This window comes from Pantoea sp. sgz302252 (genome assembly GCF_047713085.1).
Taxonomy (GTDB): Bacteria; Pseudomonadota; Gammaproteobacteria; order Enterobacterales; family Enterobacteriaceae; genus Scandinavium.
This window is the reverse complement of record NZ_JBLFJW010000033.1, coordinates 1-18,509: the sequence shown is the minus strand read 5'-3', so window position 1 is coordinate 18,509 and position 18,509 is coordinate 1. Positions and strand designations below refer to the sequence as shown.

The window sequence follows — 18,509 nt, the reverse complement described above, 5'->3', positions numbered from 1 at the left end:
TTTATGGCTGCCAGTATTTAGCTTTAGGTGACCATCATACAAAGGTATCGCCTTGCTCGTTTTTTATACTGCGATTTGCGTTACTCCTTCTAAGTAATTCTTACGATCAGGAATCAACGGAAATGACAATACAAACATCCATCGTCACGGAGTCGTCGACCGAGCTTTCAAGCGTTGTTTTTGGCATGCCGGTTAAACTTTTCTGGGGTTATATCGCTATCGCCATTTTTATGACGGGCGACGGCGTCGAGTTAGCTTTCCTCTCTAAATACATCATTGATATCGGTTTTGATGTTTCTCAAAGTGCCATGATTTTCACGGTGTACGCCGTCACAGCTGCTATAGCCAGTTGGTTGTCCGGGGGGATCAGTGAAATTTACGGCCCTAAGAAGATTATGGCGTTGGGCGTGGTCTGGTGGGCTGTTTTCCACGTGTTGTTTATTCACTTTGGTCTGGCCGCCAAAAATTATCCGCTTATTCTCGTTTTCTACGCACTTCGTGGTTTTGCTTATCCGCTGTTCTTTTATGCGTTTTACGTGCTGGTGGTGCAGCGCACACCTTCGCATCGTCTGGCTTCTGCCACTGGCTGGATCTGGTCGATGTTCACGATTGGCTACGGAATTGTGGCTTCCTTCTTACCCAGCGTCACCATTCCGCTGATTGGATTTATTGCCACACTCTGGATGTCGCTCGCATGGGTTATTGTTGGCGGGCTAGTCGCGTTATTTACGCTTAAAGAATTACCTTCGCAAAATAAATCAGCCATTCCGATGGCCGAAAAATTGCTGGAAATTAGCCGCGGCGTCACGCTTATTTTTCAAGATAAGAGCATGTTTTTGGCGCTGGTTATTCGTATTTTGTGCAATCTGGCGTTGTTTGGCTTCCCTATTTTCATGCCGCTGCATTACACCTCGGCGGGAGTCGGTTTTACCTCGGAACAGTGGATGCGAATCTGGGGAATATTTTTCCTCGTGCAGCCCGTCACTAACGTGTTGTGGGGCATTATTGGCGACAGAATTGGCTGGCTATTCCAGATGCGCTGGGTCGGGTTCTTCGGCTGTACGATGACCACGCTGCTGTTTTATTTTATGCCGCTCTATTTCCCGGCCAATCTGGGAATGGCTATCTTTTTTGCCTTGCTGCTGGCTTTTACTATCACCTCATTTGTCCCGATGGGGGCCATTTTCCCGATGCTCGCACCCGACCACAAAGGGGCGGCTATCTCCGTGCAAAACCTGGGCGGAGGCATCGGCAACTTCATCGGCCCAGCCATTGCAACCCTGCTGTTTAGCGCCTCTTTTGACATCAAAACCGTGGTGATTTGTTACTCCGCGTTGTACTTCCTGGGTGGCGTGCTGACCTGGTTTATCCGCAATCCTCAACAAAACCTCAGGCAGGTTGAATCTCAACTCGCCGCAGACTCTCTTAAGGATGAATAATGAACATTAATGAATTTTTTGGCATTAACGGGAAAGTGGTCATGGTGACGGGCGCGTCTGCGGGCATTGGGCTCGCCATTACCGAACTGATGTGTGAATTTGGCGCAACCGTGGTGATGGTGGATAAAAACCCGCAGGTGGTTGAGCAGGCAAAAGCGATGGCCGGGGAAACGTTCGGCATTTCTGCCGATCTCGCTGATATCGACGCGATCCCGTCGTTAGTCAAACAGGTTGTTGAACGCTTTGGCCGTATCGACGTGCTGGTGAATAACGCCGGGATTGGCATTCTGGAGGCAGCGTCTGAGGTGAAGAAAGAGAGTTGGGATGCGACGTTGCAAGTCAATCTTACCGCTCCGTACTTCCTGGCGCAGGCCGCAGGGCACCACATGATTGCCCAGGGCAGCGGTCGTATTATCAGCATCTCATCACAGGCCAGCGTGATTGCCCTGGAAAACCATGCGGCCTATTGCACCAGTAAAGCCGGCCTGGTGATTGCGTCGAAAGTGATGGCCGCAGAATGGGGAAAACACGGCATCACGGTGAATACCATTTCGCCGACCGTGGTGGAAACCGAGTTGGGTAAACGCTACTGGCAAGGGGAGAGAGCCACTGACATGAAAGCCAAAATTCCAGCCGGGCGCTTTGCTATGCCGGATGAAATTGCGGCGGCAGTGGCTTATCTGGCCAGCGATAAGGCCGCGATGATCACCGGTGAAAACCTGATAATCGATGGCGGTTACACCATCGTATAAGTGACAAAGCCCGGCTGAATACCGGGCTGTTTTGTTATTGTGTGACCTGCCAGCCGCGAGCTTTCCACAGCGCTGGCAGTTCATCCAGTGAGGTAAAGGTTGTCACTTTTGGGTGGTCGATCGGCTGGTTGTGCGGATCGGCACAGAAGTAAAAGACTTCCATTCCCGCCGCCACGCCGGACATGGCTCCAGCGCTGGAATCATCCACCAGCACGCAGTTTTCCGGGGCGACATTCATCGCTTTTGCGGCGTGATACATCAGTGCCGGATCGGGTTTCCAGCGCTGGATATCGTAGCCACTGAACAGCTTTTCCGGGAAGTGGTGCAACATGCCGGTTTTACCGAGCGAATGCTGCATCTTACTGACCGGGCCGTTTGAGACCACGCACATCGGTACGGTGACTGAATCCAGCAGGGCGTTCGCGCCTGCAATCACTTCCAGTTCGGTATCAAACAAACGAGCCACTTCTGCGCGATAGACCGGCTCAAGCTTGTCTTTCGGCAAATCAACACCGTACTCCACATTGATGGTGTCGATAATCTCGTACAGCTTCACGCCTTTGAAGCGCTTGAAAATCTCCTCAAGCTCAAGGGTGATGCCAAATTCCTGGAACATGTGAACATAGGCCCGGGAACAAATCACTTCACTGTCGACCAGGGTGCCATCGCAGTCGAAAAAAATCGCCTCAATACTGGACATGCCGTTTCCTGTCATAACAAGTTTAACGTTTACGTAATCATTTTTGCCCGACGCAATCGTTGCCGTATAAGCAAAATCAATGAAAAAAAGTGTGTCTTACACCTGCCTATTGTCGCATTTTGGTATAGGATAGCGACGAATTTTCCCCTCCTTTGTTTGGAACCAGAAGATGAGCCAACAACAATCAACCCAGACGTCGGGTCAGGGTCTGCTTGAGCGCGTGTTTAAACTGCGTGAGCATGGAACTTCGGCACGCACCGAGGTTATCGCCGGTTTTACCACCTTCCTGACGATGGTTTACATCGTTTTTGTGAACCCGCAAATTCTGGGCGTGGCTGGCATGGATACCAGCGCCGTCTTCGTCACCACCTGCCTGATTGCCGCTTTTGGCAGCATCATGATGGGTCTGTTTGCTAACTTGCCGGTTGCTCTGGCCCCTGCGATGGGCCTCAACGCCTTCTTCGCGTTTGTGGTTGTGCAGGCGATGGGTCTGCCATGGCAAGTGGGCATGGGCGCGATTTTCTGGGGCGCCGTGGGTCTGCTGCTGCTGACCATTTTCCGTGTGCGTTACTGGATGATTGCCAACATTCCGGTCAGCCTGCGCGTCGGCATCACCAGCGGTATTGGGCTGTTCATCGGCATGATGGGCCTGAAGAATGCCGGGGTGATTGTTGCCAACAAAGAGACGCTGGTGGCTATCGGCAACCTGACCTCCCACAGCGTGCTGCTGGGCGTGCTGGGCTTCTTTATCATTGCGATTCTGGCTTCTCGCAATATTCACGCTGCGGTGCTGGTGTCTATCGTGGTAACCACACTGCTGGGCTGGATGCTGGGTGATGTTCACTACTCAGGTATCGTGTCTACGCCGCCGGATGTCACCTCTGTCATTGGTCACGTTGATCTGGCGGGCTCCTTCAATCTGGGCCTGGCTGGGGTGATTTTCTCCTTCATGCTGGTGAACCTGTTTGACTCTTCCGGCACCCTGATTGGTGTAACGGATAAAGCTGGCCTGACTGACGAGAAAGGCAAGTTCCCGCGCATGAAGCAGGCACTGTATGTCGACAGTATCTCTTCCGTAGCCGGTTCTTTCATCGGAACCTCCTCCGTTACCGCGTACATCGAATCCTCTTCCGGCGTGTCCGTTGGTGGCCGCACCGGCCTGACGGCAGTAGTTGTCGGTATTCTGTTCCTGCTGGTGATTTTCCTGTCGCCGCTGGCGGGCATGGTGCCTCCGTATGCCGCCGCTGGCGCGCTTATCTACGTGGGCGTGCTGATGACGTCCAGCCTGTCTCGCGTGAAGTGGGATGACCTGACAGAAGCGGTACCTGCCTTTATCACCGCGGTGATGATGCCGTTCAGCTTCTCTATCACCGAAGGTATCGCGCTGGGCTTCATCTCTTACTGCGTGATGAAAATCGGTACCGGTCGTTTCCGCGACCTCAGCCCTTGCGTGATTGTCGTAGCGCTGCTGTTTGTGCTGAAGATTGTTTTTATTGATGCGTAATAAACAGCAAGGCCTTCTTTAGGGAAGGCCTTGCTGTTTGCTCCCTCTCCCTGTGGGAGAGGGTTGGGGAGAGGGCACCAGACCGCACTCCCCTTCTGTTTTACCCTTTCACGCGCTGAATATACTCCCCAAACGCGGTCAACTGACCGGTCAGATGATCGAGCGTGCTCTGATCAACCACTTCCGCCGTCTGCGGGTCGACCTTGTTCTGAATCACACCGCCCATAAACTCCGGCTTGTTCATCACCATCGCATCCAGGAACACCAGAATCTGACGCAGGTGATACTGGCAGCGTGCGCCGCCAATCGCGCCCATAGAACTGGTCTGGATAAGCACAGGTTTTCCTGCCAGCGGCTGTTCAGGCAGGCGAGAAAGCCAGTCGATGGCGTTCTTCAGACCACCCGGCACTGAGTAGTTGTATTCAGGCGTGACAATCACTACGCCATCTGCCTCGCGAATGGCCGCAGCCAGCGCTTCTACGCTCGCCGGGAAACCTTCTTCTTGCTGAATATCGGCATCGTACAGCGGAATATTACCGATGGACGGCAGGGCGGTGATTTCCATCCCTGCCGGGGCAATTTGTGGCAGGGTACGCGCAACCATACCGTTAAATGAACCTTTGCGCAGACTTCCCAGTAACGTAACAACTTTCAACGCTTCAGACATGATTACTCCTTTAGTTTTCATCATGATGGGTCAGTTCAGTATAAGGGCTTTTTCCGCAGGCAGGCTGGTAAATCGCATCAGGCGGGCCGCGGGTTCGCTGGCACGGACTTGCATATCCGGTAAGCCGCGCCAGCCGGTTTTGCTGTCATATTCCCAGACTTTCAGGCGCTCAATGGCAGGGGTTGCGGCAATCGACCACACCAGCACATCTTCCGCATCGCAAATGGCTTCTATCTTCATTACCCGAGCGGCTCTCAGACGGCCTGAACCGGGCAATAGCTGAAGCTGCTGCTGGGAGTGGTATTGAGTTTCACCGGTGAGTTTTAGCACGCTCTGGCGCAGGGCCATGAGCTGGGCGCGGGCTTCGTTCGGATCGTTTTGATTTTTGATCCACAGATTTTCATTGTTGCTGAAAGGATAGGATTCAACTGCTGTCGGGCTATGGAAACCACGAGTGGCGCGCTGAAGCTCCATATCCAGACCGCATTCCCCTTCTGTGCTTAACGCGACGCCGACGACATTCCCGGCATACGCGATGGAAAAACGAGGGTAATTGCTGTCGCGAAAAGCCGGTTTGCCGTCTGGGCGAGTGATGATATCGGGTAGCTCGCTGATGCCGTAAAGCATAAACAGCAGCTCGGCAAGCAAAGAGCGCGAAGCCAGGAACCGAGAACGGCGATGTTGGGGAAGCTGGCGGGCTTCATTGTGGCAACTGGGTGAGAGTCGTGCTGAGTGCAAATGCCCATCGTTAAGGATCCCTCTTGCAAAATGCATAGCCATTATGTCGCTCCATGATTAATGGTCTGAGTGAAAACAATAGCGTCATTATCGCTTAAACTGTTGAGGTTTTAATGTGGAAAATCCCTGTTGAACAGGCCTCAGTCAGAACATTTACATTTCCTTAGCCGCAATAGTCTGTGGGTTCACGAAATTACGCGGCTAGCGGCCAATTTCCTGTTGAAAAGACCCGTTGTCATTCACCCTACAGGCACATGAGTTGCCATTTGGGCAACAGCAATTTCCAGACCGGAAAGGGGGGATAACGATATGTTGTTTTGAAAAAAGAGAAATACATCCTTTTTCTGATGAGTATTCTTAGGGGAATATAGATAATCCCCAAAATTGATGCGGCAATGCAGTTATTCTTACTGTAGGGAACTTATGTTTATTAAGGAAGTGTGCTGCTGTTATTTGCTACAGAATCAGAAAAGAGCTAAAAAAATAACGTTAGGTTTTTCTATAAACCGTAAATATTTAGGCCGTCATGCCGAAAATAGCCACTGTTGAATTACCTTACTACTTACAGCTCTCCTCATGGGATGAAAAATGGAAGAAAAAGAGTTTTACAGAAACGGTAATGTTAGCATCACTAATGCCAGATTTCTTGTTGGTTCAACCACTTATGCGATGAATGGTGTGACGTCGGTCAAGAGAGGTCAAACGGATCCCTCTAAGATGGGGCCCATCATTATGGCTATCATTGGCGTCATTATGGTTTTTGTCGCAGCATCAATACTGGCTAAACTATTTGGTGTTGCCATTGCTGTCATTGCTGTCATTGCGGTTGTGTGGTTTAGAGCCATTAAGCCTGACTACATGGTTTATCTTAATAGTGCATCAGGTGAATCTCAGGCACTGGCTAGCAAAAATAAGCACTATATTGATGATGTCATCAATTCATTAAATAACGCAATAGTTCATCGCGGTTAGCGTTTTAGCTAGCTAAACATTCAGTTGTTAAGGTGTTCTGTTTGTTTAGCTGGTTTTTCAGATAGTAAGCCAGCAATCACTTCCCGATACAGAAGCTCGAGAAGATGCGGCCGAGCAGATCGTCGGAGGTGAACTCCCCGGTGATTTCGCTCAACGCCTGCTGTGCGAGGCGCAGCTCCTCTGCCAGCAGCTCACCGGCCCAGGCACCGAGCAGTTGCTCTTTACCTTGCTGCAGATGATTGGCGGCATCTTCCAGCGCTTGCAGGTGACGACGGCGGGCAAGGAAACCGCCTTCCATGTTGGTGTCAAAGCCCATGCTCTGCTTCAGATGGTTGCGCAGAGTGTCCACACCTTCACCCTGACGCGCTGAGAGGCGAATAAGTGAGTGACCATTTACATCGCTCAGACCCACCTGTTCGCCGGTGATATCCGCTTTGTTACGCACCACGGTAATCGGCAAATTCTGAGGCAGTCGGGCGATGAAATCCGGCCAGATTTCTGCCGGATCGACGGCGCTGGTGGTGGTGCTGTCGACCATAAACAGCACCCGGTCGGCTTGCTCAATTTCCTGCCAGGCACGTTCAATACCGATGCGTTCGACTTCATCACTGGCATCGCGCAATCCTGCGGTGTCGATGATGTGCAGCGGCATGCCGTCAATGTGAATATGCTCGCGCAGCACGTCACGTGTGGTGCCGGCGATATCGGTGACAATGGCGGCTTCACGGCCAGCCAGCGCGTTTAGCAGGCTGGATTTGCCCGCATTCGGGCGCCCGGCAATGACCACTTTCATCCCTTCACGCAACAGGCTGCCCTGGCGTGCTTCGGCACGAACGGCATCCAGATCGCCGATCACGTTATTGAGCTGCGCTTCGATTTTACCGTCCGAGAGGAAGTCGATTTCTTCATCCGGGAAGTCGATGGCCGCTTCCACATAGATGCGCAGGTGAGTGAGTGCTTCCACTAAATGGTTCACTCGGGTGGAAAACGCGCCCTGTAAGGAGTTCATCGCTGAACGAGCGGCTTGCTCGGAGCTGGCGTCAATCAAATCGGCAATCGCTTCGGCCTGTGCCAGATCGAGCTTATCGTTAAGGAACGCGCGCTCTGAAAACTCGCCCGGGTTGGCGATACGCACACCCGGCAGCGTCAGAATGCGTTTCAGAAGAAGATCGAGAATGACCGGGCCGCCGTGGCCTTGCAGCTCAAGGACGTCTTCACCGGTAAAGGAATTCGGGCCCGGGAACCATAACGCAATGCCCTGATCCAGCGTAGCGCCTTGCGCATCACGAAACGGCAGATAATCGGCATAGCGAGGCTTCGGTAATTTTCCGAGCACCGCCTGCGCCACATCACGCGCTTTCAGGCCGGATATACGCAGAATGCCTACGCCGCCGCGTCCTGGCGGGGTGGCCTGGGCGACGATGGTGTCGTTATGGCTCATGGTTTATCTCGTTTTATAGCAATAGAAAAGGCGGTCATCAGACCGCCCTGTCATTCCTGTTCTGATGGCCGGGTATTTCGTTTACCCGGCTACGGAATCAGGATTTTTTCTTCTCGCGGCTATGCAGGCCACGTTTTTCCAGACCACGGTAAATCAACTGCTGCTGGATGATGGTCACCAGGTTGCTGACGATATAGTACAGCACCAGACCTGACGGGAACCACAGGAAGAACACGGTGAAGATGACCGGCATAAAGGTCATGATCTTCTGCTGCATCGGGTCAGTCACGGTGGTCGGCGACATCTTCTGAATGAAGAACATCGTCACGCCCATCAGGATTGGCAGGATGTAGTACGGGTCCTGTGCAGACAAGTCGTGGATCCACAGAGCGAACGGCGCATGGCGCAGCTCAACGGAGCCCATCAGCATGTAATACAGTGCCAGGAAGATTGGCATCTGAATAATCAGCGGGAAGCAGCCACCCAGCGGGTTCACTTTCTCTGCTTTATACAGGGCCATCATTTCCTGGCTCTGACGCTGTTTGTCATCGCCCAGACGCTCGCGCATCGCCGCAATTTTCGGCTGCAGCATACGCATCTTCGCCATGGAGGTGTACTGCGCTTTGGTCAGCGGGTACATGATGCCACGAACGATAAAGGTGATAACGATGATGGAGAAGCCCCAGTTACCCAGGAAGCTGTGGATAAATTTCAGCAGTTTAAACAGCGGCTGAGAAATGAACCACAACCAACCGTAGTCAACGGTCAGATCCAGGTGCGGCGCCACGGCAGCCATTTTATCCTGAATTTCCGGGCCGACCCACAGGGTGCTGCCTACGGTCGCGTTCTGGCCTGGCTGAATCAGCGTCGGCTGAGACTTATAGCCAATCGCGGCAACGCCGTTACCCAGGTCGGTGGTGTAGAAGTTATTGCTGCCGTCGTGACGAGGCACCCACGCGGTGGCGAAATACTGTTGCAGCATCGCGACCCAACCATCTTTAGAACTGATGTTCAGGTTTTCGTTGTCGGCGATTTTGTCGAATTTGTATTTCTCATACTTCGCGTCTGGCGTGGAGTACGCCGCGCCGCGGAAAGTATGCAGCGCGAAGTTGTTGCTGCCAGTGTCGCGATGCGTCGGCAGATTGATGGACTGCTTCAGCTGACCGAACGTGGACACTTCCAGTGGTTTCTCGCCGGTGTTCTTCACGTTGTAATCCACATTGACTGCATATTCACCGCGCTTGAGGACAAACGTTTTGGTGAAGGTGTTACCGGCTTTGTCGGTAAAGGTCATTGGGATAGACAGTTCGTTCTGTCCGTCAGCCAGTACAAACGCATCTTTATCAACGTTATACAGTGGGCGCGGGCCGTTAGCCGGGTTATCCGGGCCATCACGACCGGTCAGGCCGCTTTGTGCCTGATAGATAAACTGCGGCGTTGTTTCCAGCAACTGGAATGGTTCATTTGAACCCAGCTCTTTCGGGTAAGCCAACAGTTGTGCCTGCTCAACATCACCACCACGGGTATTGATGGTCAGCTCAAGCACGTCGGTTTTCACCGTAATCAGTTTCCCCTGGCCACTGGCCGGTACGCCCTGGTCGGCGGCGCTACCCGCTGCGGTGGTCGTAGTCTGCGTGATCTGCTGCTGGGGCTGAGGATTTTTATCCTGTTCCCATGCCTGCCAGATCATGAAAGACACGAACAACAAAGCGATGATAAGAAGATTGCGTTGCGAATCCATCGTTAGTGTTCTCTGGTGTTTGTTGGTCCTGGTGGGACGGGGTCGTCACCACCAGGGTGTAAAGGGTGGCATTTTAATACGCGTTTCACCGTCAACCAACTGCCTTTTATCACTCCAAACCTGCGCAATGCCTCAATTCCGTATTGCGAACAGGTGGGAGTAAAACGGCAGTGCGGCCCGAGTAGCGGACTAATCAGGCGTTGATAGACCCGGATAAGGGCTATCAGGACCCGCGAGCCAGGCGACAGTGACGGCGCCATAATTTTTCCAACGCTTCCGTGAGTGCCCGGTTGTCGAGGTCGGCAACCCCTTTTTTCGCTACGACCACAAAATCCATCGCAGGAAGTTCATGCTGACGTAAACGGAAACTCTCACGCGTCAGACGTTTAATCCGATTGCGTTCATGAGCGCGTTTAACGTTTTTCTTAGCGACAGTGAGACCGATGCGGGGATGCCCCAGCGAATTCAGGCGGCCGAGGATGGTGATTTGCGGCGTGCCAGCCCGTTGCGGCTGCTGGAAGACGAATGTGAAATGAGTGGGAGTTAACAAACGTAACTCCCTGGGAAAAGCTAGCTTAACCACTCAGGGGTTAGCTTTTATTACTTGGAAACGGTCAGACGTGAACGGCCTTTAGCACGACGACGTGCCAGAACCTGACGACCATTTTTAGTAGCCATACGAGCACGGAAGCCGTGAGAACGGTTGCGCTTCAGTACAGACGGTTGAAAAGTGCGTTTCATGGCGATTTCTACCTAAACTTGAATAAATTCACTGACTTTTGCGTGTACCCGAACGAGTTTCGAACGACTTCCGCTTCAGTGTGGGTGATTAAAGAGGCCGGATTGTAATAATTGTACACTCCGGAGTCAATTCTCTTTACCTTGTTTCCCGCCTGTTTTCGCACGATTTCGCGGAGAAATTGAGCGGGGAACGGTACCTGTTAGCGAGTAGCACGCACCGGGTGGGGGATTATAAAGCCTGCCCGTTAAAGCGCAAGGATCGCTCAGGATCTTTATTCGATCGATTAAGCAAAAATTTGTCGCGACTCATTAATTTTTCCAATATGCGGGAGAAATCGCCCTTCACCTCAACCAGGATCGTTTACACTTAGCCGGTCTCGATCCTTCCTGTGGATAAATCGGGAAGAATCTGTGAGAAACAGAAGATCTCTGGTTCAGTTTAGGCTATGATCCGCGGTTCCGATCGTGATCCTTAATCCTGAACGGAGTAAAAACCGCAGATAGCGGTTCGCACGTTCCCTCACGCTGTGTCTGAGGGCTTTTCTGGCGTGTGCCAACAATCATTAATTTTTCAGTTTCACCCTTTTTGTTCGAGTGGAGTCCGCCGTGTCACTTTCGCTTTGGCAGCAGTGTCTTGCCCGATTGCAGGATGAGTTACCAGCCACAGAATTCAGCATGTGGATCCGCCCGTTGCAGGCGGAACTGAGCGATAATACGCTGGCTTTGTATGCGCCAAACCGCTTTGTGCTCGATTGGGTAAGGGATAAGTACCTCAATAATATCAACGGACTGTTGAATGATTTCTGCGGTACCGACGCGCCACAGCTGCGCTTTGAAGTCGGTGCTCGCCCTGTCACTCAGGTTGTTAAAGAAACCGCTCAGGTCGCCGTTCAGGCTCATGCGCAGCAGGTACAAGCCCCGCGCGTTGCGATTCCTGCGGCACGTCAGGGTTGGGATAACGTTCCAGCCCCGGCAGAACCGACCTACCGTTCTAACGTCAACGTGAAACATACGTTTGATAACTTCGTCGAAGGTAAATCTAACCAGCTGGCGCGCGCGGCGGCTCGTCAGGTGGCGGATAACCCTGGCGGCGCCTATAACCCGTTGTTTCTTTATGGCGGCACGGGCCTCGGTAAAACTCACCTTTTACATGCGGTGGGTAACGGCATTATTGCCCGTAAACCGAACGCCAAAGTGGTGTACATGCACTCCGAGCGTTTTGTTCAGGACATGGTGAAAGCCCTGCAGAACAACGCCATTGAAGAGTTCAAACGTTACTACCGCTCTGTTGATGCGCTGCTGATCGATGACATTCAATTCTTTGCTAACAAAGAACGATCCCAGGAAGAGTTTTTCCACACCTTCAACGCACTGCTTGAAGGTAACCAACAGATCATTCTGACCTCGGATCGCTATCCGAAAGAGATCAACGGCGTTGAAGATCGCCTGAAATCCCGCTTCGGCTGGGGTTTAACCGTGGCCATCGAGCCACCAGAGCTTGAAACACGTGTGGCGATCCTGATGAAAAAGGCGGATGAAAACGACATTCGTCTGCCGGGTGAAGTGGCGTTCTTCATTGCCAAGCGTCTGCGCTCCAATGTGCGTGAGCTTGAAGGGGCACTGAACCGCGTTATCGCCAATGCCAACTTTACCGGCCGGGCGATTACTATCGATTTCGTGCGTGAAGCGCTGCGCGATCTGTTGGCGCTGCAGGAAAAACTGGTCACCATCGACAATATTCAAAAGACGGTGGCGGAGTACTATAAGATCAAAGTGGCCGACCTGCTGTCCAAGCGTCGTTCCCGCTCTGTGGCGCGTCCGCGTCAGATGGCGATGGCGCTGGCCAAAGAACTCACCAACCACAGCCTGCCGGAAATCGGCGATGCGTTTGGGGGCCGTGACCATACGACCGTGCTGCATGCTTGCCGCAAGATCGAACAGTTACGTGAAGAAAGCCATGATATCAAAGAAGATTTCTCCAATTTAATCAGAACATTATCTTCGTGACGCTATGAAATTTACCGTTGAACGTGAACATTTATTAAAACCGCTGCAACAGGTAAGTGGTCCATTAGGTGGCCGCCCTACGTTGCCCATTCTTGGCAACCTGCTGCTGCAGGTCGCAGAGGGCTCCCTGTCGCTGACCGGGACTGACCTTGAAATGGAGATGGTCGCACGCGTCGCGCTGATACAGCCGCATGAACCGGGTGCAACCACCGTCCCTGCGCGTAAGTTCTTTGATATTTGCCGTGGCCTGCCGGAAGGTGCGGAAATTGCTGTGCAGCTGGAAGGCGACCGCATGCTGGTCCGTTCTGGCCGTAGCCGTTTCTCGCTGTCCACATTGCCAGCCGCAGATTTCCCAAATCTGGACGACTGGCAGAGTGAGGTGGAATTCACCTTGCCGCAGGCGACCATGAAACGCCTGATTGAAGCCACGCAGTTTTCGATGGCGCATCAGGACGTGCGTTACTACTTAAACGGCATGCTGTTTGAAACCGAAGGTGAAGAACTGCGCACTGTCGCCACTGACGGTCACCGTCTGGCGGTGTGTTCCATGCCGATTGGTCAGTCTTTGCCGAACCATTCGGTGATCGTGCCGCGTAAAGGCGTGATTGAGTTGATGCGTATGCTCGACGGTGGCGACAATCCGCTGCGCGTGCAGATTGGCAGCAACAACATCCGTGCGCACGTGGGCGACTTCATCTTTACCTCAAAACTGGTGGATGGCCGCTTCCCGGATTACCGTCGCGTGCTGCCGAAAAATCCGGATAAGCATCTGGATGCCGGTTGCGACATTCTCAAGCAGGCGTTTGCCCGCGCCGCCATTCTCTCGAACGAGAAATTCCGCGGTGTGCGTCTTTACGTCAGCGAGAATCAGCTGAAAATTACCGCCAACAACCCGGAACAGGAAGAAGCAGAAGAAATTCTGGATGTCACCTATGCCGGGACTGAGATGGAAATCGGCTTTAACGTTAGCTACGTACTGGACGTGCTGAATGCACTGAAATGCGAAAACGTCCGCATTTTGCTGACCGATTCTGTTTCCAGTGTGCAGATTGAAGATGCTGCCAGCCAGAGTGCGGCTTACGTCGTTATGCCAATGAGATTGTAATGGCGCTAACCCGCTTGTTGATCCGCGACTTTCGCAACATTGAAAGCGCGGATCTTGCTCTATCCCCTGGCTTTAACTTCCTGGTGGGTGCTAACGGCAGCGGTAAAACCAGCGTGCTGGAAGCTATCTATACCCTGGGACACGGTCGGGCGTTCCGCAGTTTGCAGATTGGTCGTGTGATTCGCCACGAGCAAGAGTCCTTTGTGTTACATGGGCGCTTGCAGGGGAAAGAACGTGAAATTTCTCTCGGTCTGACCAAAGATAAACAGGGTGACAGCAAAGTCCGCATCGACGGCACCGACGGCCACAAAGTGGCTGAACTGGCGCTGCTGATGCCGATGCAGCTCATCACGCCCGAGGGGTTTACTTTACTCAACGGCGGCCCCAAATACAGAAGAGCGTTCCTCGATTGGGGATGCTTTCACAACGAAGCCGGTTTCTTTACTGCCTGGAGCAATCTCAAGCGTTTGCTGAAACAGCGAAACGCTGCGCTGCGCCAGGTGACCCGCTACGCGCAACTGCGCCCGTGGGATACCGAACTCATTCCACTGGCAGAACAACTCAGCCGCTGGCGCGCAGAGTACAGCGCAGGCATCGCCGAAGATATGGCGGATACCTGCAAACAGTTCCTGCCTGAGTTCAACCTGAGCTTCTCTTTCCAGCGCGGCTGGGAAAAAGAGACTGACTATTCTGAGGTGCTCGAACGGAATTTTGAGCGCGATCGTATGCTGACCTACACCGCCCACGGGCCGCACAAAGCGGATTTCCGCATTCGTGCGGACGGTGCACCGGTTGAGGACACGTTATCGCGCGGGCAGCTCAAACTGCTAATGTGCGCCTTACGTCTGGCGCAAGGTGAGTTTCTGACTCGCGAAAGCGGGCGACGCTGCCTGTACCTCATAGATGATTTTGCCTCGGAACTTGATGACGAGCGTCGTGGTCTGTTAGCAAGCAGGCTGAAAGCGACCGAGTCGCAGGTTTTCGTCAGTGCGATCAGCGCTGAACACGTTATGGACATGTCGGACAAAAATTCGAAGATGTTCAGCGTGGAAAAAGGTAAAATAACGGATTAACCCAAGTTTAAATGAGCGAGAAACGTTGATGTCGAATTCTTATGACTCCTCCAGTATCAAAGTCCTGAAAGGGCTGGATGCGGTGCGTAAGCGCCCGGGTATGTATATCGGCGACACGGATGACGGCACCGGTCTGCACCACATGGTATTCGAGGTCGTGGATAACGCTATCGACGAAGCGCTCGCGGGTCACTGTAAAGACATCGTGGTGACGATTCACTCCGATAACTCTGTCTCCGTAACGGATGATGGCCGTGGCATTCCAACCGGTATTCACCCGGAAGAAGGTGTCTCTGCCGCGGAAGTTATCATGACCGTTCTGCACGCAGGCGGTAAATTCGATGATAACTCTTATAAAGTGTCCGGTGGTCTGCACGGCGTGGGTGTTTCGGTTGTAAACGCCCTGTCGCAGAAGCTGGAACTGGTGATTCGCCGCGAAGGCAAAGTTCACCAGCAGATTTACGTACACGGCGTGCCACAGGCTCCGCTGGCAGTAACAGGTGAAACCGAAGCGACCGGGACTCAGGTTCGTTTCTGGCCGAGCTATGAAACCTTCACCAACGTTATTGAGTTTGAATACGAGATTCTGGCGAAACGTCTGCGCGAACTGTCGTTCCTGAACTCCGGCGTGTCTATTCGTCTGCGCGACAAACGCGATAACAAAGAAGACCATTTCCACTACGAAGGCGGTATCAAAGCGTTCGTGGAATACCTGAATAAAAACAAAACCCCGATTCACCCGCACATCTTCTATTTCTCCACAGAGAAAGACGGTATCGGCGTGGAAGTGGCGCTGCAGTGGAACGACGGTTTCCAGGAAAACATCTACTGCTTCACCAACAACATTCCACAGCGTGACGGGGGGACTCACCTTGCAGGCTTCCGTGCGGCGATGACCCGTACCCTGAACGCCTACATGGACAAAGAAGGCTACAGCAAAAAAGCCAAAGTCAGCGCCACCGGTGACGATGCCCGTGAAGGACTGATTGCCGTGGTGTCTGTGAAAGTGCCGGACCCGAAATTCTCCTCACAGACCAAAGATAAACTGGTTTCTTCTGAGGTGAAAACGGCGGTAGAACAGCAGATGAACGAACTGCTGAGCGAATACCTGCTGGAAAACCCGTCTGACGCGAAAATCGTGGTTGGCAAAATTATCGATGCGGCGCGTGCCCGTGAAGCGGCGCGTAAAGCCCGTGAAATGACTCGTCGTAAAGGCGCGCTGGATTTGGCGGGTCTGCCAGGCAAACTGGCGGACTGTCAGGAACGTGACCCGGCGCTGTCCGAACTGTACCTCGTGGAAGGGGACTCCGCGGGCGGTTCTGCGAAGCAGGGCCGTAACCGTAAGAACCAGGCGATCCTGCCGCTGAAGGGTAAAATCCTTAACGTTGAGAAAGCGCGCTTCGACAAGATGCTCTCTTCTCAGGAAGTGGCGACGCTGATTACCGCGCTCGGGTGCGGCATCGGTCGCGACGAGTACAACCCGGATAAACTGCGTTATCACAGCATCATCATCATGACCGATGCGGACGTCGACGGCTCGCACATTCGTACGCTGCTGTTGACCTTCTTCTACCGTCAGATGCCAGAAATCGTTGAACGTGGCCACGTTTATATTGCTCAGCCGCCACTGTACAAAGTGAAGAAAGGCAAGCAGGAACAGTACATCAAAGACGACGAAGCGATGGATCAGTATCAAATCGCTATTGCCCTTGATGGCGCGACCCTGCACGCCAATGCTTCTGCTCCGGCACTGGCAGGCGAAGCACTGGAAAAACTGGTGGCGGAATTCAACGCGACTCAGAAGATGATTGGCCGCATGGAGCGTCGCTTCCCACGCACGCTGCTCAAAGAGCTGGTTTATCAGCCGACTCTGGCAGAAGCAGAGCTTAACAACGAACAGACCGTGACCCGCTGGGTGAACCAACTGGTGACCGTGCTGAACGAAAACGAGCAGCATGGCAGCATGTGGAAGTTTGATATTCGTGAGAATAAAGAACTGGGCCTGTTTGAGCCGATTATCCGTGTCCGTACTCATGGCGTGGATACCGACTATCCGCTGGATCAGGAATTCATTACCGGTGGTGAATACCGTCGCATCTGCACGCTCGGCGAGAAGCTGCGCGGTCTGATTGAAGACGATGCCTTCATCGAACGTGGCGAACGCCGTCAGCCAGTAGCCAGCTTCGAGCAGGCGCTGGAGTGGCTGGTGAAAGAGTCACGTCGTGGCCTGTCTATCCAGCGTTATAAAGGTCTGGGTGAAATGAACCCTGACCAGCTGTGGGAAACCACGATGGACCCAGAAAGCCGCCGTATGCTGCGCGTAACGGTGAAAGATGCTATCGCTGCCGATCAGCTGTTCACCACCCTGATGGGTGATGCGGTTGAACCGCGTCGTGCATTTATCGAAGAGAACGCCCTGAAAGCGGCGAACATCGATATTTAAACACAACCCCTTGTATGTTTAAAGTCACTTCAGTTACCCGTCATCAGGCGGGTACACTGTCACTGTGTTTGACCTGATGTCACAGCCTGTCCACCCTCTGGGCCTGTAAGCCCGCGGGAGAGCTTCTGGCGTGACATCAGCTTTCCTGTAAACCCGAACAGCTGCCAGGGCGGCCGATGCCAGCCCGTATCTTACAAGGCCGGGAGACATGAAAATGACCGAATATTCTTTCGTCGGCGTCGATATCGCCAAAGAGACTTTTGACGTATTTATCAGCCCGTCAGGCCAGTTCCTGCATCTGGAAAACACGCCTGCCGGACATCAGCAACTTCTTGCGCAACTGACGCCGCTGAACATCAAACTTGTCGTGATGGAAGCCACCAGTCGCTACCACAACCTGCTGGCTGTCACCCTTGAACTCGCGGGTGTCCCGGTTGCTGTTGTGAACCCCAGACAGGTTAAAAACTTCGCCCGGGCCCTCGGGACGCTGTACAAAACAGACCCGAATGATGCGCGAGTCATCTGCGAGTTCGGCCGCCGGATGGAGCCGGATATCCGGCCAGCACCGGATGAGCAGACTCAGCGCCTGGCCATGATGGTGGCACGTCGCCGCCAGTTAGTGGATAACCGGACAATGGAGCAAAACCGCTATGGTACCTGCGATGATGAGCTTATCCGGATGGGCATCAGGCGGCACATAGACTGGCTCAACGGAGAGATAAAAGGCACGGATGACGACATAGACAGGCAGATACGGGTCATGCCGCTGTGGCGGGAGAAAGTGAAGTTACTGGAAGAGGTCAAGGGAATAGGGAAGACAACGATGGCGGTACTGTTGTCGATGCTGCCGGAGCTGGGGCAACTGAGCCGTCGAAAAATCAGTGCACTGGTGGGCGTGTGTCCGTACGCGCATGACAGCGGAAAGATGAAAGGAAAGCGATGTATCTGGGGCGGTCGAAGTGCAGTGAGGGCAGCGCTGTATATGGCGACGCTGTCAGCGGTGCGTCACAACCCGGTGATAAAGGCGTTCTTTGAGAGACTGAGAGCGAAAGGGAAAGCGTTTAAAGTCGCGATGACGGCATGTGTGAGGAAACTGGTGACAATCCTGAACGCAATGCTGAGAGATAATGCAAAATGGGTGGCAGGTTAGCTGCCACCGGTTGACTTTAAACACAGCTGCTCTCCC

At 53.2% G+C, this 18,509-nt stretch carries 17 protein-coding genes; 9 read left to right on the top strand and 8 right to left on the bottom strand.

Going from position 1 to position 18,509, the window contains the following annotated elements; genetic code table 11:
* Positions 1-122: 122 nt before the first annotated feature.
* Together ACLW56_RS20445 and ACLW56_RS20440 are read left to right on the top strand one after the other, a co-directional pair.
* Positions 123-1,439 carry an MFS transporter gene (locus ACLW56_RS20445; protein WP_330985541.1) on the top strand — a complete coding sequence of 439 codons (1,317 nt, stop codon included), beginning with the start codon at positions 123-125 and terminating at the stop codon, positions 1,437-1,439.
* Complete coding sequence (locus ACLW56_RS20440) at positions 1,439-2,191, top strand: GolD/DthD family dehydrogenase (protein WP_330985540.1); 753 nt, start codon at positions 1,439-1,441, stop codon at positions 2,189-2,191. Before ACLW56_RS20445 ends, ACLW56_RS20440 begins: the two co-directional genes overlap by 1 nt.
* Positions 2,192-2,225: 34 nt before the next feature.
* Here ACLW56_RS20440 and yieH read toward each other — a convergent pair whose 3' ends face one another.
* Positions 2,226-2,891: a 6-phosphogluconate phosphatase gene (gene yieH / locus ACLW56_RS20435; RefSeq protein ID WP_330985539.1), complete on the bottom strand. Its 666-nt coding sequence runs from the start codon at positions 2,889-2,891 to the stop codon at positions 2,226-2,228.
* A gap of 169 nt (positions 2,892-3,060) precedes the next feature.
* On the opposite strand from yieH, the gene adeP reads away from it, so the two are divergent.
* Positions 3,061-4,395: an adenine permease AdeP gene (adeP, locus tag ACLW56_RS20430; protein ID WP_330985538.1), complete on the top strand. Its 1,335-nt coding sequence runs from the start codon at positions 3,061-3,063 to the stop codon at positions 4,393-4,395.
* Positions 4,396-4,495: 100 nt separating this feature from the next.
* On the opposite strand, the gene ACLW56_RS20425 is transcribed toward adeP, so the two are convergent.
* Both ACLW56_RS20425 and ACLW56_RS20420 read right to left on the bottom strand, forming a co-directional pair.
* Complete coding sequence (locus tag ACLW56_RS20425) at positions 4,496-5,062, bottom strand: NADPH-dependent FMN reductase (protein ID WP_415378030.1); 567 nt, start codon at positions 5,060-5,062, stop codon at positions 4,496-4,498.
* A 30-nt stretch (positions 5,063-5,092) separates the two neighbouring features.
* A complete protein-coding gene (locus ACLW56_RS20420; RefSeq protein ID WP_330985537.1) occupies positions 5,093-5,842 on the bottom strand; it encodes a hypothetical protein in 750 nt (249 codons plus the stop codon).
* Between the two features lie 546 nt (positions 5,843-6,388).
* On the opposite strand from ACLW56_RS20420, the gene ACLW56_RS20415 reads away from it, so the two are divergent.
* A complete protein-coding gene (locus tag ACLW56_RS20415; protein ID WP_330985536.1) occupies positions 6,389-6,772 on the top strand; it encodes a DUF6232 family protein in 384 nt (127 codons plus the stop codon).
* A gap of 76 nt (positions 6,773-6,848) precedes the next feature.
* Here ACLW56_RS20415 and mnmE read toward each other — a convergent pair whose 3' ends face one another.
* From mnmE to rpmH, 5 genes are all read right to left on the bottom strand, one after another.
* Positions 6,849-8,213: a tRNA uridine-5-carboxymethylaminomethyl(34) synthesis GTPase MnmE gene (gene mnmE / locus ACLW56_RS20410; RefSeq protein ID WP_330985535.1), complete on the bottom strand. Its 1,365-nt coding sequence runs from the start codon at positions 8,211-8,213 to the stop codon at positions 6,849-6,851.
* Positions 8,214-8,310: 97 nt separating this feature from the next.
* Positions 8,311-9,954 (bottom strand): membrane protein insertase YidC, encoded by a 1,644-nt coding sequence (gene yidC / locus ACLW56_RS20405; protein WP_330985534.1) that lies wholly within the window; start codon positions 9,952-9,954, stop codon positions 8,311-8,313.
* A gap of 2 nt (positions 9,955-9,956) precedes the next feature.
* Complete coding sequence (gene yidD, locus ACLW56_RS20400) at positions 9,957-10,214, bottom strand: membrane protein insertion efficiency factor YidD (protein ID WP_330985533.1); 258 nt, start codon at positions 10,212-10,214, stop codon at positions 9,957-9,959.
* Entirely contained in the window at positions 10,178-10,537 is a 360-nt protein-coding gene (gene rnpA / locus ACLW56_RS20395) for a ribonuclease P protein component (protein WP_330985532.1), read from the bottom strand. Before rnpA ends, yidD begins: the two co-directional genes overlap by 37 nt.
* A 17-nt stretch (positions 10,538-10,554) precedes the next feature.
* A complete protein-coding gene (rpmH, locus tag ACLW56_RS20390) occupies positions 10,555-10,695 on the bottom strand; it encodes a 50S ribosomal protein L34 (RefSeq protein ID WP_003849659.1) in 141 nt (46 codons plus the stop codon).
* Positions 10,696-11,301: 606 nt separating this feature from the next.
* On the opposite strand from rpmH, the gene dnaA reads away from it, so the two are divergent.
* From dnaA to ACLW56_RS20365, 5 genes are all read left to right on the top strand, one after another.
* Positions 11,302-12,702, top strand: coding sequence for a chromosomal replication initiator protein DnaA (dnaA, locus tag ACLW56_RS20385; RefSeq protein WP_330985531.1), 1,401 nt, complete (start codon positions 11,302-11,304; stop codon positions 12,700-12,702).
* 4 nt (positions 12,703-12,706) lie between these two features.
* The gene (gene dnaN, locus ACLW56_RS20380; protein WP_330985530.1) at positions 12,707-13,807 is read left to right on the top strand and encodes a DNA polymerase III subunit beta; all 1,101 of its coding nucleotides are present in this window, start codon (positions 12,707-12,709) and stop codon (positions 13,805-13,807) included.
* On the top strand, positions 13,807-14,880 hold the full coding sequence (recF, locus tag ACLW56_RS20375; RefSeq protein WP_330985529.1) for a DNA replication/repair protein RecF: 1,074 nt from the start codon (positions 13,807-13,809) through the stop codon (positions 14,878-14,880). Before dnaN ends, recF begins: the two co-directional genes overlap by 1 nt.
* A 28-nt stretch (positions 14,881-14,908) precedes the next feature.
* Complete coding sequence (gyrB, locus tag ACLW56_RS20370; protein ID WP_330985528.1) at positions 14,909-17,323, top strand: DNA topoisomerase (ATP-hydrolyzing) subunit B; 2,415 nt, start codon at positions 14,909-14,911, stop codon at positions 17,321-17,323.
* A gap of 214 nt (positions 17,324-17,537) precedes the next feature.
* Positions 17,538-18,473 carry an IS110 family transposase gene (locus tag ACLW56_RS20365; RefSeq protein ID WP_330984163.1) on the top strand — a complete coding sequence of 312 codons (936 nt, stop codon included), beginning with the start codon at positions 17,538-17,540 and terminating at the stop codon, positions 18,471-18,473.
* The last annotated feature ends 36 nt before the right edge of the window (positions 18,474-18,509 follow it).

What these genes read in the sequence shown, in the direction of transcription:
- ACLW56_RS20445 (WP_330985541.1), top strand. Translation starts at nt 123, where the DNA reads ATGACAATACAAACATCCATCGTCACGGAGTCGTCGACCGAGCTTTCA.
- ACLW56_RS20440 (WP_330985540.1), top strand. Translation starts at nt 1,439, where the DNA reads ATGAACATTAATGAATTTTTTGGCATTAACGGGAAAGTGGTCATGGTG.
- yieH (WP_330985539.1), bottom strand. Translation starts at nt 2,891, where the DNA reads ATGTCCAGTATTGAGGCGATTTTTTTCGACTGCGATGGCACCCTGGTC.
- adeP (WP_330985538.1), top strand. Translation starts at nt 3,061, where the DNA reads ATGAGCCAACAACAATCAACCCAGACGTCGGGTCAGGGTCTGCTTGAG.
- ACLW56_RS20425 (WP_415378030.1), bottom strand. Translation starts at nt 5,062, where the DNA reads ATGTCTGAAGCGTTGAAAGTTGTTACGTTACTGGGAAGTCTGCGCAAA.
- ACLW56_RS20420 (WP_330985537.1), bottom strand. Translation starts at nt 5,842, where the DNA reads ATGGCTATGCATTTTGCAAGAGGGATCCTTAACGATGGGCATTTGCAC.
- ACLW56_RS20415 (WP_330985536.1), top strand. Translation starts at nt 6,389, where the DNA reads ATGGAAGAAAAAGAGTTTTACAGAAACGGTAATGTTAGCATCACTAAT.
- mnmE (WP_330985535.1), bottom strand. Translation starts at nt 8,213, where the DNA reads ATGAGCCATAACGACACCATCGTCGCCCAGGCCACCCCGCCAGGACGC.
- yidC (WP_330985534.1), bottom strand. Translation starts at nt 9,954, where the DNA reads ATGGATTCGCAACGCAATCTTCTTATCATCGCTTTGTTGTTCGTGTCT.
- yidD (WP_330985533.1), bottom strand. Translation starts at nt 10,214, where the DNA reads ATGGCGCCGTCACTGTCGCCTGGCTCGCGGGTCCTGATAGCCCTTATC.
- rpmH (WP_003849659.1), bottom strand. Translation starts at nt 10,695, where the DNA reads ATGAAACGCACTTTTCAACCGTCTGTACTGAAGCGCAACCGTTCTCAC.
- dnaN (WP_330985530.1), top strand. Translation starts at nt 12,707, where the DNA reads ATGAAATTTACCGTTGAACGTGAACATTTATTAAAACCGCTGCAACAG.
- recF (WP_330985529.1), top strand. Translation starts at nt 13,807, where the DNA reads ATGGCGCTAACCCGCTTGTTGATCCGCGACTTTCGCAACATTGAAAGC.
- gyrB (WP_330985528.1), top strand. Translation starts at nt 14,909, where the DNA reads ATGTCGAATTCTTATGACTCCTCCAGTATCAAAGTCCTGAAAGGGCTG.
- ACLW56_RS20365 (WP_330984163.1), top strand. Translation starts at nt 17,538, where the DNA reads ATGACCGAATATTCTTTCGTCGGCGTCGATATCGCCAAAGAGACTTTT.